We start from the raw sequence: 16,139 nt of genomic DNA, 5'->3' as shown, positions 1-16,139 counted from the left end.
CCTTGCTCGAAACACTCCACCAACTGCTCGCGCTGCCGCTCACTTAGCGAACTTCGTGCTCTCAATGAAAACTACTCCCCACTGGTCGGTAACTGATTTCTCAGTCCAACTAATGGGGAGCAGTTCAGCTCACGCACTGCTCGGGCGGGGAGTTTTCTCTTTTCCGGACCCTCATAAACGGAAGCTTGCCGGGGGAATCGTGGTTTCGCATACCCACCTGGTAGGGTGGACGAGTCAAAATATGTCTACCGTTTATCCGGCGGGTCCGCCTAGGCGGGACGTCGGGTAGCCGGACCAGGCATCAACGTACGTTATCTACTGTCCGCTACCTACCGCGCAGCCACAGAGACCATCTGCGGCCCCGGCTGCAGGGCGGTTGGAGCCAGGAGGCCACGTGTCAGCCATTGTTCAGGCGTTCAAGGATGCCGATCTGCGCAAGAAGATTCTCATCACCATTGCGCTGATCGTTCTCTACCGCATCGGTGCACAGATCCCGACCCCGGGAGTTGACTACGGAATCATCGCGGAGCGTCTCAACGCGCTCACCCAGGGAGATGAAAGCAACATCTTCTCGGTGATTAGCCTCTTCTCCGGTGGCGCACTGCTGCAGCTATCGATCTTCGCTATCGGCATCATGCCGTACATCACGGCGTCGATCATCGTGCAGCTGCTCACCGTGGTGATCCCGCGCTTCGAGGAGCTGAAGAAGGAGGGCCAGTCCGGCCAGGCGAAGATGACGCAGTACACGCGTTATCTCACCGTGGCGCTGGCTCTGCTGCAGTCCTCGGGCATCGTGGCCCTGGCTGACCGCGAGCAGCTCCTGGGCCAGGGCGTGCCCGTCCTAGTGGAGGACCGCAACCTGTGGACGCTGGCGATGATGGTCATCGTCATGACGTCTGGTGCTGTGCTCATCATGTGGCTCGGTGAGATCATCACCGAAAAGGGCGTCGGCAACGGTATGTCCCTGCTGATCTTCGCGGGTATTGCGACGCGTCTGCCGACCGACGGCGCGAATATTTTCCGTCAGTCCGGCCCGGTCGTTTTCGGCGTCGTGATCGCCGCTGTGATCCTGTTGGTCGTGGGCATCGTCTTCATCGAGCAAGGCCAGCGCCGCATCCCGGTGCAGTACGCAAAGCGCATGGTGGGCCGTCGTCAGTACGGTGGCACCTCCACCTACCTGCCGCTGAAGGTCAACCAGGCCGGCGTTATCCCGGTGATCTTCGCGTCCTCCCTGATGTACGTGCCTGTGCTGATCACCCAGATCATCAACTCCAACAAGCCGACCCCGCCGGATAACTGGTGGATGTCCACCGTCATGGCGTGGCTGCAGAACCCGGCGTCCTGGCAGTACATCCTGACGTACTTCGTTCTGATCATCTTCTTCGCCTACTTCTACGTCTCCATCCAGTACGATCCGTACGAGCAGGCAGAGAACATGAAGAAGTACGGTGGCTTCATCCCGGGTATCCGCCCGGGCCGCCCGACGGCGGAGTACCTCTCCTTCGTGATGAACCGCCTGCTGTTCGTCGGTGCGATCTACCTCGGCCTGATTGCGATTCTGCCGAATATCGCCCTGGACCTCGGCATCGGCGGCAGCGGCGGCGGGGGCGGAACGATGTCCGCGTTCGGCGGCACGGCTATCCTGATTATGGTCTCCGTGGCGCTTACCACGGTGAAGCAAATTGAATCTCAGCTACTGCAATCCAACTACGAAGGACTGTTGAAATAATGCGTCTCGTTCTCCTCGGCCCTCCCGGTGCCGGCAAAGGCACCCAGGCAGCGATTCTCTCGGAGAAGCTGAACATTCCGCATATCTCCACGGGCGATCTGTTCCGCGCGAATATCGGTGAAGGAACTCCGCTGGGCAAGGAGGCGAAGGAGTACATCGATGCTGGCAAGCTCGTCCCCACTGACGTCACCGCACGCATGGTGGAGGAGCGCCTGAACGAGGAAGACGCGGCGAACGGCTGGCTTCTAGACGGCTTCCCGCGCACCGTTGAGCAGGCCGAGATCCTCCAGGAACTGCTGGCCCGCAACGAGCAGAAGCTCGACGGCGTGCTCAACTTCAAGATCAACGAAGACGTCGTGGTCGAGCGCATGCTGGCCCGCGGCCGCGCAGATGACAACGAGGACACCATCCGCACCCGTCTGCAGGTCTACCGCGATGAGACGGCTCCGCTGATCGACCACTACGGCGATGCGATCATCAACATCGACGCCGAGGGCGACGTCGACGAGGTCAACGCCCGCGCTATGGAGCAGCTGGGTAAGTAACCACCCCGCGTTTCACAACGTTTCGCGCTGGCCTGTGCTGGGCCAGCGCTTTCTTTTGTTTGGAGGAAATCGCTCATGTTGTTCGGCCGCAAGAAGACCATTCCGGCGAAAACGCCGGGGGAGCTCGACGCGATGGAAGAAGCGGGACGCATCGTCGGTGCCGCGCTTGTGGAAGTGCGCAAGGCGGCGCGACCCGGTGCCACAACCGCTGATCTGGATGCGGTGGCGGAGCAGGTGATCCGCGATCACGGTGCGATTCCGACATTCAAGGGCTACGGAGGTTTTCCGGGCAGCATTTGCTCTTCGGTGAATGAGGTCGTGGTCCACGGCATTCCCAGTGCCAAGGTCGTGCTCAAAGAGGGGGATCTGGTCTCCATCGACTGCGGCGCCACTCTAGACGGATGGGTCGGTGATTCGGCGTGGAGCTTCGGGGTGGGGCAGCTGGCAGCAGACGTCGATAAGCTCAATCGCGCAACCGAGCAGGTGCTGCACGTCGGACTCCAAGCGATGGTTCCCGGCAACCGGCTTACCGACGTCTCCCATGCCCTCGAGCGCGCCACCCGCGAAGCTGAAGCTGAATACGGCATCAAGCTCGGCATTCTCGACGGCTATGGCGGGCACGGAATTGGCCGCGAGATGCACGAGGACCCGTACCTGCACAATGAGGGCCGCCCCGGCCGTGGCCCGCGCATTGCGGAAGGCTCCGTGCTGGCGATCGAACCGATGCTGATCCTCGGCGGCGAGACCGACTCCGACGTGCTTGACGACGAATGGACCGTGGTCTCGGCGGACGGTTCGCCGGCCTCCCATTGGGAGCACACTGTCGCCGCCACAGCCCACGGCCCGCGCATTCTCACCCCTCGGGAGGGGTAAACGCCGCGCTGCTTGATGGCATCAATCCCGGTTTTTACTTGAAGAGGGTTATACTTTCCACCATGTTCACTTCCCCGCGCCACGCCAAAGAAACGACCACCTCCCGCTTCGTCCGCCGTGCGGGCTCCCTGCTCGCAGGTGCCGGCATTGCTGCCGCGCTCGTCGTGTCACCGGCCACGGCTGATGCCGCACCGGCTGCTCCGTCTCTGTCCTCGGCATCGAGCAACTCCCCGTTCCTCCAGCAGGCGGAGAAGTCTCTGCAGGCTGCGTCGATGACGATCACGACTGATGCCCGCAACGCGGTGTGGGACGCACGCAACGCCCTGCGTGCCAATGCCTCCGCAATTTCGGGCGGCAATAAGGCACAGGAGAAGCAGCTCCACGAGGGCATCGACCGCCTCGTCGAGGCCATCGCTCCGGGCCTGATCGCTGAACATACCCCGAAGCCCAAGCCGAAGCCGAAACCGAAGCCGGCACCCAAGCCCGCTCCGAAGCCGAAGCCGGCACCCAAGCCGCAGCAGCCGCAGGGCTGCGCACCGTCGGCACGCGCATGCGTCGATCTGAAGAACCAGCGCACCTGGCTGCAGGAAAACGGCAAGATCACCTACGGTCCGGTCCGCATGGCGTCCGGTAAGCCGGGGCAGGAGACCCCGAAGGGCTTCCACTACGTCAACCGCAAGATCAAGGACGAGATCTCCTACGAGTTCAATAACGCCCCGATGCCGTTCGCGACCTACTTCACCAACAACGGCATCGCGTTCCACCAGGGCGACCCGTCGATCAAGTCCGCCGGCTGCATCCGCATGTACCGCGGCGACGCGCAGACCTACTTCAACACCCTGCGCATCGGCGACCAGGTCCACGTCTTCTAAGACGGAACTGGAGTCGAACTCCTCCTCCCAGGCCCCGCATGAACCGGGGCCTGGGAGGATTTTGCTTTTCCGCAGGTAGATGGCTAGAGTGAATCGGTGGTGTGCGGGGAATTCCCCAGCGCACTACAAGCAATTGACTCAAATACGTAAGGCACCAGCAGTTTTGCATGGTGCCGGGAAAGCGGAGTGTATGGCTAAAGAAGGCGCAATCGAGGTCGAGGGTCGCATTATCGAGCCCTTGAAGAACGCGATGTTCCGTGTCGAACTCGACAACGGGCACGAGGTTCTCGCGCATATCAGCGGCAAGATGCGTCAGCACTACATCCGCATCCTCCCCGAGGACCGCGTCGTCGTGGAACTGTCCCCGTACGACCTGGAACGCGGACGTATCGTCTACCGCTACAAGTAATTCTCCCCCGAGAATTCCCTTGTAGGGGAACAAAGGCGTTGTGAGTCAGTCGCAACTGACCTGAAGCCTCCTTACTCTCGGATCGCGCTCGCCGTACATCGACGTACGACGAGGCATTCCATGCAACCTCCGGCTGCGGTGGCTGGAGCCACGTGAATCACGGCCCAATAGTCCGGTTCGGACCGGACACAAGTGCCGCGTGGCGTGGACGAGTGGGGAGAAAACCACCGAAACAACCCGAAAGGCACGTACCACATGGCACGTCTAGCTGGTGTCGACCTGCCGCGCAACAAGCGCATGGAGGTCGCACTTACCTACATCTACGGAATTGGCCCGGCCCGTTCCAAGGAGCTGCTCGAGAAGACGGGCATCTCTCCGGACCTGCGCACCGACAACCTGACCGACGATCAGGTCGCCGCTCTTCGTGATGTCATCGAGAACTCCTGGAAGGTCGAGGGTGACCTTCGCCGCGAAGTTCAGGCTGACATCCGCCGCAAGATCGAAATTGGCTCTTACCAGGGCCTGCGCCACCGTCGTGGACTCCCGGTCCGCGGCCAGCGCACCAAGACCAACGCGCGTACCCGCAAGGGACCGAAGAAGACCATCGCAGGAAAGAAGAAGTAACCTATGCCACCGAAGACTCGCTCCGCTGCTGCGCGCCGCTCCGGTCGCCGCGTAGCCAAGAAGAATGTGGCCGCTGGCCACGCGTACATCAAGTCCACCTTCAACAACACCATCGTGTCCATCACGGACCCGAACGGCGCTGTGATTTCCTGGGCGTCCTCCGGCCACGTCGGCTTCAAGGGCTCCCGTAAGTCCACCCCGTTCGCCGCTCAGATGGCTGCCGAGAACGCTGCCCGCAAGGCAATGGACCACGGCATGAAGAAGGTCGACGTTTTCGTCAAGGGTCCGGGCTCCGGCCGCGAGACCGCTATCCGTTCCATCCAGGCCGCCGGCCTGGAGGTGTCCTCGATCTCCGACGTGACGCCGCAGCCGTTCAACGGTTGCCGTCCGCCGAAGCGTCGTCGCGTTTAACTGGTGAGAAAGGAAAAGAGGTAATACATCATGGCTCGTTATACCGGCCCTGCTACCCGTAAGTCTCGCCGCCTGCGCGTCGACCTGGTCGGCGGCGATATGTCGTTCGAGCGTCGTCCCTACCCTCCGGGGCAGGCTGGCCGCGCTCGCATCAAGGAATCTGAGTACCTGCTGCAGCTCCAGGAGAAGCAGAAGGCCCGTTACACCTACGGTGTGATGGAGAAGCAGTTCCGCCGCTACTACGAGGAGGCTAACCGCCTCCCGGGCAAGACCGGCGACAACCTGCTCATCCTGCTGGAGTCCCGTCTGGACAACGTCGTGTACCGCGCTGGTCTGGCGCGTACCCGCCGTCAGGCTCGTCAGCTCGTCTCCCACGGTCACTTCATGGTCAACGGCAAGAAGACCAACGTGCCGTCCCACCGCGTGACCCAGTACGACATCATTGACGTGCGCGAAAAGTCCCGCGGCATGCTCTGGTTCGAAGAGGCCCAGGACGCACTGGTCGACTCTGTCGTTCCGGCGTGGCTCCAGGTCGTTCCGGAGACCCTGCGCATCCTCGTGCACCAGCTGCCCGAGCGCGCTCAGATCGACGTGCCGCTGCAGGAGCAGCTCATCGTCGAGCTTTACTCGAAGTAAAGTAGAAGTTCCGCGCATTGCGGTACTTCGGGGCGTCGACAAGCAATTGCTTATCGACGGCGCCCTTTCAACTGTCATCCGTGTCGGCGACTCACCTCGCTGGCACCCTCTACGGCGTCATATAGCGGTCGCCGGAAGGAGAAGTTCATGCTCATCTCACAGCGTCCTCAGCTCACCGAGGAATACATCGACACCAACCGTTCGAAGTTCGTCATCGAGCCGCTCGAGCCTGGTTTCGGCTACACCCTCGGCAACTCTCTGCGCCGCACGCTGCTGTCGTCCATCCCGGGCGCAGCCGTGACCTCCATCAAGATCGACGGTGTGCTCCACGAGTTCACCACGATCAACGGTGTCAAAGAGAACGTCTCTGAGATCATCCTCAACGTGAAGAACCTGGTCCTGTCCTCCGACTCCGACGAGCCGGTGGTCATGTACCTGTCCAAGGAAGGCCCGGGTGAGGTCACCGGCGCAGACATCGATCTGCCGGCTGACGTCACCGTGCACAACCCGGACCTGCACATCGCCTCGCTCAACGAGCAGGCGCGCCTGGAGATGGAACTCGTTGTCGAGCGTGGCCGCGGCTACGTTCCGGCGATGACCAACTCCGGCGGCGAGATCGGCCGTATCCCGGTCGACCAGATCTACTCGCCGGTGCTGAAGGTCTCCTACAAGGTTGAGGCGACGCGTGTTGAGCAGCGTACCGACTTTGACAAGCTGATCATCGACGTGGAGACCAAGAACTCCATGACCGCCCGCGACGCCCTCGCGTCCGCAGGCTCCACCCTCGTCGAGCTGTTCGGCCTCGCACGCGAGCTGAACACCGCCGCCGAGGGCATCGAGATCGGCCCGTCCCCGCAGGAGACGGAGTACATCGCCGCGTACAACATGCCGATCGAGGACCTGAACTTCTCCGTGCGTTCGTACAACTGCCTGAAGCGCCAGGAGATCCACACCGTCGGAGAGCTCGCTGAGTGCACCGAATCGGACCTGCTGGATATCCGCAACTTCGGCCAGAAGTCCATCAACGAGGTCAAGATCAAGCTTGCTTCCCTGGGCCTGACCCTCAAGGACGCCCCGGAAGACTTCGATCCGACCCAGCTCGAGGGCTACGACGCTGAGACCGGCGACTTCGTCGACGGCGCCATGGATGACGCTGAGTAAACGCCGAGTAAACAAAGCGCACTGACACAAACAACACGAGGAGTACAACAATGCCTACCCCGAAGAAGGGCCCGCGTCTCGGCGGTTCGGCTAGCCACCAGAAGCACATTCTGTCCAACCTGGCCAGCCAGCTGTTCGTGAACGGCTCCATCAAGACCACCGAGGCCAAGGCCAAGGTTCTGCGCCCGTACGCAGAGAAGATCATCACCAAGGCCAAGTCCGGTTCGGTCGCTGACCGCCGCGCCGTGGCCAAGGACATCCCGAACAAGGACGTCACCGCGTACCTGTTCGATGAGCTCGCCCCCAAGTTCGAGAACCGTGCAGGTGGCTACACCCGCACCATCAAGCTCGAGAACCGCAAGGGCGACAACGCTCCGATGGTCAACATCTCCCTCGTTCTCGAGGAGACCGTGGCTTCCGAGGCGAACCGCGCTGCACGCGCCGCCGCCTCCAAGGAGAAGGCCGCCGAGGCTGAGGCAGCTGCTGCCGAGGCCGACGAGAAGGCTGAGGAGACCCCGGCTGAGGCTGAGGAGACCAAGGCTGAGGCACCGGCTGACGCTGAGTCCAACGACGAGGCCGTCGCCGAGGACACCGCTGAAGCTCCGGAGGTCCAGGAGACCGCCGAGGACGAGAAGTAAGACCTTCTCGCGCCTGTAAGCGCTAAACGCCCGCTCCCTTGTTGAAAGGGGAGCGGGCGTTTATTCGTAGCTTCCTACAGCTCAAACGTGTGTTCAGCTCGAATGCTACCTTCTGACTTACCGAATCGAGGGGAAGGGGGCTTCCGTGGGCAGAGAGTCGCATCCGTCACTTATTCGCGTTTACGACTGTTCTGGCGAAGCAAAGATTGCGTTCGTCGACGAGACCTACACCGCTTTAAAAGATGAAGGAAAGTCTTTTTACGCGCTCACCGCGACTCTCTATCGGAGAGATGAGCTCTCCACCCTCCGTGAAGATCTTGTTGAAATCGTGGACGATTTTTTCGGGAAGCCGCGGCCGTATTGGCATACGACTGAGGCGTTGAGGACTGCGTCAGGGAGGAAAAAGTACACAGAGTTGCTGGAATATCTTTCTGAAAATGAGGACATTTCATTTGTCACGTGTCAGACAGCCATTGATCCGAATGTCCCCGCCCAAACAAACTCGAAGAAGAGGACCAGTCCAGAAGAGTTCGCGCGGCGCGAATGCTTGAAGCAGGCGTTCAAGAGGTTCCTGAACCATGACCCAGATTTGCAAGGCGTAGTTTTCGAGAAACGCCAGTCGAATGAAGAAAATGATCGTGATAAAGCGTTCCTCAAAGCAATGAGGAGACGTGGCGAGATACCGAATCTTCAGCGGGCATGGGTGTCGCCGTACGACGAGGTAGCGCTTTGGGTACCAGACATCGTGGGAATGGCATACCGGCACAAGCGGGTTTTGCCGTCGACTTCCCTTGGCGCTTGTTTCGACCGATATTTAGCTGGCAGTACGCTTGTCTATGAGTTTGACCCACAAATATGAATGGACCCCGCGCGCTAGTAGCAAACAACGGGGCCCGAACTGCTGTGCCGAAGCCGGCAGGGCAGTTCCACGGCCTCTATTATAGAGAAAGTAAAAGAATTTCTCATCCGCAGCCCCGTTCTAGGCAAGATCGATTTGCGTTCGGGCCAAGGTTGCGAGACTTCTCAAAATCCTGTCTCCCCCGGTGAACCTGCCTATTTCGGGCCATTTATTCTGAAGGTATGACTGACACAGGCATACGCGCATCACACGGGGAAGAGATGGTGCGTCTGCGGTTCGATGTGGCCTACGACGGAACCGATTTTCACGGCTGGGCGCGCCAGACACCAGCCGGCGGGGAGGAGCTCCGCACGGTGCAGGGCGTGCTTGAGAACGCCTTGAGCTTGATCCTGCGCTACCCGGTGGAGCTGACCGTGGCGGGCCGGACGGATGCGGGGGTGCACGCCTCCGGTCAGGTGGCGCATGCGGATATCCCGGTGGCATCGCTGGACCAGAGGTCGATTGAGGGGGATCCGGGGCGGTTGGTGCGTCGATTAGCGAAATTGCTTGAGCCTGATGTGCGTGTTTCGGCCGTGTCCGCCGCGCCCGACGGCTTCGACGCGCGCTTCTCCGCGTTGACGCGCACCTACCGCTACCGGGTGACCACCGCGGACGGCGGGGCATTGCCTCTGCGCGTGCGCGACACCGCCGTGTGGCCGAAGAAAGTGGACCTCGACGCCGCGCAGCAGTTCGCGAATGCGGTGGTGGGGCTGCATGATTTCGCCGCATTCTGCAAAGCGCGCCCGCACGCCACCACGATCCGAGAAGTCCGCTCCTTCGAATGGCGTGACATCTCCACCGACGAGGAACCGGAACTCTTCGAAGCGGTCATTGTCGCCGACGCGTTCTGTTGGCACATGGTCCGCGCGCTCGTGGCGACCTGTCTCGACGTCGGTTCCGGCAAGCGTGACGACGACTGGGCCGCCGCACTGTTGGGGGCGAAAGAACGCTCGCCGGCGGTGAGCCTGGCACCCGCAAACGGGTTGACCTTGATGCGCGTCGACTATCCGGCGGATGACGAACTCGCAGCTCGCGCGGCGGTGACGCGCGACCGGCGCGACGCTTCGGAGGTGCACTCCGAGTCACCCCGGGCAACGGAATAAACTGCTTGGGCAGGAATCGTCCGAAAGAGTTGCCCGGAGGTAGAACGCATGGATGCAGTCGGTGCCGTGTGGCTGGCTATCGCTGTGTTCACCCTGCCGGGACTCATCTTCGCGTGGGTCGCGGGCGCGAAACTGCCCGCTGCCGCTGCGGCATCCCTGCCCGCGACCTTCGGCATCGTCGGGCTGGGCAGCTGGATGTACGGCGCGATGGGAATCCGCTTCGGGTGGCCGTCTTTCATCGTGTTCTTAGTGCTCATGCTGTGCCTGGCCGCCGGGTGGCGCTACGCATTCGCGCGACGGGCGAAAAAGCGCGCCGCGAAGAACTGGGTGCGCGCCCTATGGCCGGGTGACTGGCGCCGTGGCAGCATCGCCGACCCGTCGTGGGTGCTCCCCGGCGCCGGTGTCGTGGCCGGCGTGTGGATGCTGGTCGCGAAACAGCTCGAACTCCAGTCGAAGGTGCCGGGCCAGCTGAACAATATCGTCCAGGGCTGGGACATCCAATGGCACGTCAACGCCGTGCGTTTCATCATGGAAGAAGGCATCGCCTCGCCCACCCGGATGGGCGAGCTGCAGAACCCTGAAACGCACATCGACCTGTTCTACCCGTCCGCGTTCCACGCGGCGACAGCGCTGTTCGCAAAAGCTGGCGACCTCGCCCCCGTGGAGGCAGTGAACCTGGCGTCGATCGTTCTGCCGAGCCTCGCTTTGCCCGCCGGCGCCGCGGGACTGGCATGGGCGATGGCGCGCGGCCACGGCATGGTCGCGCAGATCGCCGCGGGCCTAGCCGCCATCGGCGTGTACGCCTCGCCGGTGCTGGTGTGGATCGGCGATTTTGTGGGCATGCGCCCCTATATCGTCGCGATCGGCCTGTCCGGCCTCGTCATCGCGCTGTTCCACCAGGTGCCGCGCTACCGGGCACTGGCCCTGCCGACGCTGTTCGCCTTCCTGGGCATGATGCAGGTCCACCCGTCGGCGGTGCTCGTCGTGGTGCTCGCGGTCTTGCTGTACTGGGCGACGTACCTGGTGTGGCGCCCGGACCGCTCGCGCGTCGGCGATGTTCTCTGGCTGGCCATCCCGGCGCTTGGCGCGACGGTGGCGTTCCTCCCGCAGCTGCTCGCCGGCCAGGCTCAGTCTGGGGAAGTGAACAACTGGGACGCGAGTGAGAATGTCACCGTTGAGGAGGCCTGGGACAAGGCGTTCATGATGGAGACCCGCCACGTGGGCGAATTCTTCCCCGATTTCGACCCCACCATCTTGCTGTGGCTCGCCGGTTTCGGTGCCATCGCCATGGTGGTCTGGCGCGGACAGGTCTGGGCGCCGGTCTTCTACGGGATCATGGTGGCCACCACCGCACACGCGCTGCACCCGTTCGACGGGATGTGGGAACCGCTTTTGACCACGCTGGGCGCGCCGCATTACAACTCGGCGCACCGCATCGTCACCGTGGTGGCGCTGACCGTCATCGCCGGTGCTGCCGTCGGTGCGGCCGTGATCATCCGCGTCTTCACGCTCGCACCCATCGCCGCCCGCTACGGCACCCGCCGCCCGTGGGTGTGGGGCACCTCGCTCGCATCAGCCGTGCTCGCTGCGCTGACCGGGTGGGGCGCTGGCGCCTGGGCGTCCACCGTCGCCGTCGACGGCGCCGAAATGTCATTCGATGCCTCCCGCCTCAACGACCGCATGGTCGACGACGACCAGATGACCGCCTATGCGTGGCTCGGCTCCCGCCCGGAAGCGCAGGAGGGGCTCGTTATGGGTGAATCCACCGACGGCTACTCCTGGGCCTATGCCATCAACGGCGTCCCCACCGTCGCCCGCCACTACCTGTGGCCGGGCGGCGGGATGGGCGTCGACTCGAACTTGCTCGCCGACCGCGCCGGCCAGCTCGGCGCCGGTGAACGCGGCCGACCGAACGAGAAATCGCCCGCCGACGATGCTGCTGCCGACCTGGGCGTCCGCTTCATCGTCTCCTCCGGCAACACCTTCTGGCCCGGGCCCAAGAACTGGCAGGTGGACAAGGCCCTGTGGACCACCCCCGGCGTCACGCCCGTCTACCAGCGCGGCCGCGTGACCATCTTCGCCGTCAACGCGCAGCTCACGCCAGCTGAGATCAAAGAACTTCAGCGCGACGCCGTCGCCAACGGTGGCTCCACCGAGCTGCCTGAGCTGACTCCGACGAGTGAGGAGCTGGCGGGCGCGGACGTCGAATAGCGTTGCGCATTTCAGTGCGCATTTTCGGGTTGAAGCCTGCCCCGCATGCGCTTAGCGTCGTGTAAAGAAGCCATTGCTAATCGACGGGGGGCGTCCACATGGCTCAGCACACTCATGCCATTTCGGGGGAGACAAAGCAGGCGCGCAGGCTGTTGCCGACGACGCGTTCGCAGGTGTCCGGGCACCGTTTCATGCGCCGGCGCGTGGAACACGGGCTCATCTACGGGGATATCCGGATGATTCATGATCCGTTGGCGGCACGGCGTCGTTCGGCGATCTTCGGGATGGTCGCGGTGGCGCTCATCGCGGCGGGTTCAGGGCTGTTCGCGTGGTTGCGGCCGAATCCGGATCCGGGCGCGGCGGCGATTCTGCGGGCCAATGACGGGGCGATGTACGTGCGGGTCGGGGAGGTAGTGCACCCGGTGACGAACCTGACGTCGGCACGTCTGATTGCAGGCAGCGCGGAGGAGCCGCAGCGCGTGGGGGAGGAGCGGCTCACGGAGATGCCGCGCGGTGTGCCGTTGGGCATCGCCACGGCGCCGGCGATGTTCGCGCCGGGCGATGCGGTGGATGCTGCGTGGTCGGCGTGCGAGGGGGAGGAGCGCGTCACGGTTGTCGCCGGGGAACCGGTGCAGCAGCTCGCCGACGGGCAGGCTGTCGCGGTGACTCAGGGCGGCAACGAGTGGATGCTCACCAATGAGGGGCGCGCAAAACTTCCGTCAGACAGCGATGCACAGGGCAGGCTGATCCGACGCGCCCTGGGCATCGACGCGCGCGTCGTCCGCGCAGACATCAGCGCGCCGGTGCTATCCGCGATCCGCGAACTTCCGCCGGTCCGCCTGCCACACCCATTGCCGCGCCTGTTGCTCGCCGACGGCACCGACGAAGCATGGGCTGTCACACAGCACGGCGGCATTCAGCCCGTTTCGGAATTGCAGAAGCAGTTGCTTATCGACGCCGCCGCCCCCACCTCTACTTCTTCCCCCTCCCAGATTGCTGCCTATCCGGATGCCCAAGTCCCGCTAGATATCGCCGTTCCGGAGAAAGCGCCGGAGTGGGTGGATCCAAAGAAATCGGCCGTGTGCGTGACCGAGTCAGGCTCTGTTGCACTCGTCGCCCCAGACTCGGATGTCTTGACCGCAGGATTGGTCGAGCTGTCCGGTGACAGCCCCGCGACCCATTTCGTCGGGTTAGCCTCCGGTGCTGTCGGCGTCGACACCGGTGCCGGCTACCACGTCGTGTCCGCTTCAGGTCAGCGCCATCTGGTGGATACCAGGGACAATCTCGACGTCGTCGGCGCACTGCACGTGGACACCGTTCCGTGGAGCATCCTCAGTCTCCTGCCCGAAGGCCCGGCCCTCACACGCGAGGCAGCGCTGACCGCGACCTACTGATAGCGCTGCGGCGCCAGTCAATCTGGTCTCGGTGCATTACCTTCGCGGCGAGTTTTAGCCGTGGTGAATGGAGCGATGCCGGGGCCGGCCCTGGAGGAGTATCCGTCGAAAAGCACCCACTGCGACAGCAAGGGCCGCGATGAGCACGACGCTCGCGACCGTGAAACTGCTTCGGTGTGGGGCAGCGGAATCAATAGTCTCAATTGGGCGCGCACGCAGCGGTGCGGTGTCGGCTCTCTGCTCGCGTTCGACGAATGAGACAGCTCGCAGCGGGTCGATGGCCCCGCCCTGCGGTTCTGCGGAGGCGGTGATCATGTCACGGAGCTGGGCAGGTGTGGCATGCGGATGGCGCTGGTGCAGGAGGGCGACGGTGCCGCTGACCACAGGTGCGGCGAAGCTCGTCCCGGCGAATGGTTCGATTTCGCCGCGCTCGCCCGCCTTGCCCACCGACCAGCCCCTGACACCTGGGGCGGAAGCGCGCTCGACGGTGCCTGGAGCGGTGAGCAGCGTGGCGCCTTCAGGAACGGGGAGGGAGTAATCGGCGATGGTGTGGGAATCGGCACGCGCACCGACAGCGAGGACAGTAGGAAAATGCGCGGGGAAGACAGTGGAACCGGCAGGACACTCCCGTGACAGGTTGCCGGCAGCGGCCACCACCACAGCACCTGAGTGTTCGGCGCGGCCGAGAGCGTCTTTCAGACCGCGGGTGTCCACGCGGGGCGCGAGTTCCGGTTCGACGCAGGAAACCACAGAAATATTGATGACCTTTGCGTTCTCGTCGAGCGCGTTGTGGATCGCCCGCGTGAGCGTCTCCAGGTCACCGCTGGTGGCGGCAGCTGGTGCATCTTCCCCGCGGGGAGCAGGTGAGCGGTAGTGGGCTGAGGACTGGCGGATGGACAGGATCTCAGCGTCCGGAGCGATCCCGGCGTCAGTTCCGGCGATGATGCCGGCGACGACGGTGCCGTGCGCATCGCAATCCTTGAACGGTTCCGGGGTATCGGGTGTGACGAAGTCGGCGCCACCGGAAAGCTGGTTCAACTGCGGATGACCAGCAACACCGGTGTCGATCACCGCCACCTTGACGCCGTCCCCGGTGGCCAGACGGTGCAATTGGGAGCGGGCCTCAGCGGCCTCGCTTGTGTGGACGTCATCTGTTTCGCCCGCGGGCGCGCCGACAGCGCAGGCGATGTCTTGAGCAGCAGCGAGGTGCGGGCAGGTTAGGGCGGGAAGGAGAAAAGGAAGGGCGGCAAGGGACGTCGATAGGCGAGAAAATGCGCGCATCACAACCCCCGAATGAGATCGAAGATGCCGGTGAGCTTCACCGCGAGCGGAATGACGGCAATGATCGCGGCGGCCTCGGCGCGTTCGAGCCAGACGAGCGTGGTCGGTTCGAGATCCGGCACACGGGCAGCCCACAGCGCGGCAGTAGCGGCGGTAAGCGCGGTGATCCCGGCAGCGATGAGTAGCGCCGGGTGTGCGCCGTCGACGACTGCAACGGCCGTGACACCGCAGGTCAGCGCCAGCATCGCGGTGCTACCGAGGCTGAGGCGCGGAATCGTGCCGTGGTGGCGCGATGCGTGGACGATGAGCGCGCCCGCGGTGCACAGGCACAACGCGAAGACCCATCCGCCGCCGGAGCGGGCGAGTACGACGAGCGCCGGAATGACGCACAGCGCGGCGGCGACGCTGATGCCGGCGGTGATAGCGCGGGCGGCGTCCGAGCGCGCGTCCACATCATCCTGGTAATCGTCCGCGATGCCGAATTCCTGCCCGGCGGTGGGGACCCGCGGAATGCGCAAGCCCGCAGCGCGCGTGGCCACCGACGGGGTGAGCATCACCGCGGCGATCCCGGCGAGCACTATGGCCGCGTACGGGGCTGTCGGGGAGGGCAGCCAGACTGCGAGTGAGCCGGTGAGAATGAGAGCCGCGCTGGTCAGCACCGCCGATGTCACGCGCGGGCCGGCGAGGCCAAGCACCACACCGCCCACGGTCAGGGCGGCCGCGATCACACAGGCAGTCATCGCGCCGAATGCGAGATCGGTCGCGGGCGGCCAAGTACCGGTTCCGTCGTGGAGCCCGCTCACCCACGCACCGCAGACTGCGCTGGCGGCGAATGCCGCGGCGGGAAAGACAGCGCGGGACCGAGCAGCTACAGCAACCACGAGCAGGATCAATGCAGTAACTGCCGCGCCAGCTAGGGGAGCGGACAAGGATGCGGTGAGGATCCCCGCGGCGGCAGCACCGGCGAAGGTCGCGGCAGTGTCAATCCCCGAACGAGTGGTGGCCGCAGCTGCCGCCGCCAATGACTCTGCGGCATCGCGCACCACTGGCGGATCGACGGGTTCGTGCGGGCGTAGGGCGATGACCTGGCCGTCGCGAAGCCGCATATTGTGCAACGGAACATGCGGGTCCAGCGGTGCGCCCGCCGCAGTGGCGAACTCCCATGGCCGGCCGGCTGTTTGCGGCAGCTCAATCAGCCGCGCCAATTCGGGCAGCACTTCGCTCAGTGTCGATGACGTGGGCAAACTCACGTCGACGGAACGGTAGATCGGTGCCGCGCTGATACGCACGGTCACGCGGACAACATGATGGGTCGATGCAGCGACCATGATTCCCCCCGGATTCACGATTGGTT

Annotated in this window: 16 protein-coding genes; 14 read left to right on the top strand and 2 right to left on the bottom strand. The window is 63.7% G+C overall.

Annotated elements, in window-relative coordinates; genetic code table 11:
* The first annotated feature begins 394 nt into the window (after window positions 1-394).
* The 14 genes from secY to eccB all read left to right on the top strand — a co-directional run bounded on the left by secY (window position 395) and on the right by eccB (window position 13,504).
* Window positions 395-1,729: a preprotein translocase subunit SecY gene (gene secY, locus J5Y21_RS06825; RefSeq protein ID WP_210573906.1), complete on the top strand. Its 1,335-nt coding sequence runs from the start codon at window positions 395-397 to the stop codon at window positions 1,727-1,729.
* Window positions 1,729-2,274: an adenylate kinase gene (locus J5Y21_RS06820; RefSeq protein ID WP_210573904.1), complete on the top strand. Its 546-nt coding sequence runs from the start codon at window positions 1,729-1,731 to the stop codon at window positions 2,272-2,274. The genes secY and J5Y21_RS06820 overlap by 1 nt, the downstream gene beginning before the upstream one ends.
* A 75-nt stretch (window positions 2,275-2,349) precedes the next feature.
* Entirely contained in the window at window positions 2,350-3,147 is a 798-nt protein-coding gene (gene map / locus J5Y21_RS06815) for a type I methionyl aminopeptidase (protein ID WP_210573902.1), read from the top strand.
* Between the two features lie 62 nt (window positions 3,148-3,209).
* On the top strand, window positions 3,210-4,019 hold the full coding sequence (locus J5Y21_RS06810) for a L,D-transpeptidase (protein ID WP_210573901.1): 810 nt from the start codon (window positions 3,210-3,212) through the stop codon (window positions 4,017-4,019).
* A 190-nt stretch (window positions 4,020-4,209) separates the two neighbouring features.
* Window positions 4,210-4,428: a translation initiation factor IF-1 gene (infA, locus tag J5Y21_RS06805; RefSeq protein WP_076599143.1), complete on the top strand. Its 219-nt coding sequence runs from the start codon at window positions 4,210-4,212 to the stop codon at window positions 4,426-4,428.
* A gap of 255 nt (window positions 4,429-4,683) precedes the next feature.
* Window positions 4,684-5,052 (top strand): 30S ribosomal protein S13, encoded by a 369-nt coding sequence (gene rpsM, locus J5Y21_RS06800; RefSeq protein ID WP_005286639.1) that lies wholly within the window; start codon window positions 4,684-4,686, stop codon window positions 5,050-5,052.
* Window positions 5,053-5,055: 3 nt separating this feature from the next.
* The gene (gene rpsK, locus J5Y21_RS06795; RefSeq protein ID WP_210573900.1) at window positions 5,056-5,463 is read left to right on the top strand and encodes a 30S ribosomal protein S11; all 408 of its coding nucleotides are present in this window, start codon (window positions 5,056-5,058) and stop codon (window positions 5,461-5,463) included.
* 30 nt (window positions 5,464-5,493) lie between these two features.
* Entirely contained in the window at window positions 5,494-6,099 is a 606-nt protein-coding gene (gene rpsD / locus J5Y21_RS06790; protein ID WP_210573899.1) for a 30S ribosomal protein S4, read from the top strand.
* Window positions 6,100-6,246: 147 nt separating this feature from the next.
* Window positions 6,247-7,260, top strand: a complete 1,014-nt coding sequence (locus J5Y21_RS06785; RefSeq protein ID WP_210573898.1) for a DNA-directed RNA polymerase subunit alpha — start codon at window positions 6,247-6,249, stop codon at window positions 7,258-7,260.
* A 50-nt stretch (window positions 7,261-7,310) separates the two neighbouring features.
* On the top strand, window positions 7,311-7,898 hold the full coding sequence (gene rplQ / locus J5Y21_RS06780; RefSeq protein ID WP_210573896.1) for a 50S ribosomal protein L17: 588 nt from the start codon (window positions 7,311-7,313) through the stop codon (window positions 7,896-7,898).
* Window positions 7,899-8,043: 145 nt separating this feature from the next.
* On the top strand, window positions 8,044-8,757 hold the full coding sequence (locus J5Y21_RS06775) for a hypothetical protein (protein WP_210573894.1): 714 nt from the start codon (window positions 8,044-8,046) through the stop codon (window positions 8,755-8,757).
* A 221-nt stretch (window positions 8,758-8,978) separates the two neighbouring features.
* Window positions 8,979-9,899, top strand: a complete 921-nt coding sequence (gene truA / locus J5Y21_RS06770) for a tRNA pseudouridine(38-40) synthase TruA (RefSeq protein ID WP_246875025.1) — start codon at window positions 8,979-8,981, stop codon at window positions 9,897-9,899.
* 48 nt (window positions 9,900-9,947) lie between these two features.
* On the top strand, window positions 9,948-12,110 hold the full coding sequence (locus tag J5Y21_RS06765; protein ID WP_210573892.1) for a DUF6541 family protein: 2,163 nt from the start codon (window positions 9,948-9,950) through the stop codon (window positions 12,108-12,110).
* Between the two features lie 98 nt (window positions 12,111-12,208).
* Window positions 12,209-13,504 carry a type VII secretion protein EccB gene (eccB, locus tag J5Y21_RS06760; RefSeq protein WP_210573890.1) on the top strand — a complete coding sequence of 432 codons (1,296 nt, stop codon included), beginning with the start codon at window positions 12,209-12,211 and terminating at the stop codon, window positions 13,502-13,504.
* Window positions 13,505-13,558: 54 nt separating this feature from the next.
* On the opposite strand, the gene J5Y21_RS06755 is transcribed toward eccB, so the two are convergent.
* Both J5Y21_RS06755 and eccD read right to left on the bottom strand, forming a co-directional pair.
* Entirely contained in the window at window positions 13,559-14,785 is a 1,227-nt protein-coding gene (locus tag J5Y21_RS06755) for a S8 family serine peptidase (RefSeq protein WP_210573888.1), read from the bottom strand.
* Entirely contained in the window at window positions 14,785-16,080 is a 1,296-nt protein-coding gene (gene eccD / locus J5Y21_RS06750; RefSeq protein WP_210573886.1) for a type VII secretion integral membrane protein EccD, read from the bottom strand. The genes J5Y21_RS06755 and eccD overlap by 1 nt, the downstream gene beginning before the upstream one ends.
* Between the last annotated feature and the right edge of the window lie 59 nt (window positions 16,081-16,139).

This window comes from Corynebacterium sp. Marseille-P3884 (genome assembly GCF_017942225.1).
Lineage (GTDB): Bacteria > Actinomycetota > Actinomycetes > Mycobacteriales > Mycobacteriaceae > Corynebacterium.
Note: the sequence above shows the minus strand (reverse complement) of the source record. Positions and strands in the feature narration are given on the sequence as shown.

Bases quoted from the DNA above. Each gene is read 5' to 3' on its own strand.
- J5Y21_RS06820 (WP_210573904.1), top strand. From the start codon at position 1,729: ATGCGTCTCGTTCTCCTCGGCCCTCCCGGTGCCGGCAAAGGCACCCAG.
- map (WP_210573902.1), top strand. From the start codon at position 2,350: ATGTTGTTCGGCCGCAAGAAGACCATTCCGGCGAAAACGCCGGGGGAG.
- J5Y21_RS06810 (WP_210573901.1), top strand. From the start codon at position 3,210: ATGTTCACTTCCCCGCGCCACGCCAAAGAAACGACCACCTCCCGCTTC.
- infA (WP_076599143.1), top strand. From the start codon at position 4,210: ATGGCTAAAGAAGGCGCAATCGAGGTCGAGGGTCGCATTATCGAGCCC.
- rpsM (WP_005286639.1), top strand. From the start codon at position 4,684: ATGGCACGTCTAGCTGGTGTCGACCTGCCGCGCAACAAGCGCATGGAG.
- rpsK (WP_210573900.1), top strand. From the start codon at position 5,056: ATGCCACCGAAGACTCGCTCCGCTGCTGCGCGCCGCTCCGGTCGCCGC.
- rpsD (WP_210573899.1), top strand. From the start codon at position 5,494: ATGGCTCGTTATACCGGCCCTGCTACCCGTAAGTCTCGCCGCCTGCGC.
- J5Y21_RS06785 (WP_210573898.1), top strand. From the start codon at position 6,247: ATGCTCATCTCACAGCGTCCTCAGCTCACCGAGGAATACATCGACACC.
- rplQ (WP_210573896.1), top strand. From the start codon at position 7,311: ATGCCTACCCCGAAGAAGGGCCCGCGTCTCGGCGGTTCGGCTAGCCAC.
- truA (WP_246875025.1), top strand. From the start codon at position 8,979: ATGACTGACACAGGCATACGCGCATCACACGGGGAAGAGATGGTGCGT.
- J5Y21_RS06765 (WP_210573892.1), top strand. From the start codon at position 9,948: ATGGATGCAGTCGGTGCCGTGTGGCTGGCTATCGCTGTGTTCACCCTG.
- eccB (WP_210573890.1), top strand. From the start codon at position 12,209: ATGGCTCAGCACACTCATGCCATTTCGGGGGAGACAAAGCAGGCGCGC.
- J5Y21_RS06755 (WP_210573888.1), bottom strand. From the start codon at position 14,785: ATGCGCGCATTTTCTCGCCTATCGACGTCCCTTGCCGCCCTTCCTTTT.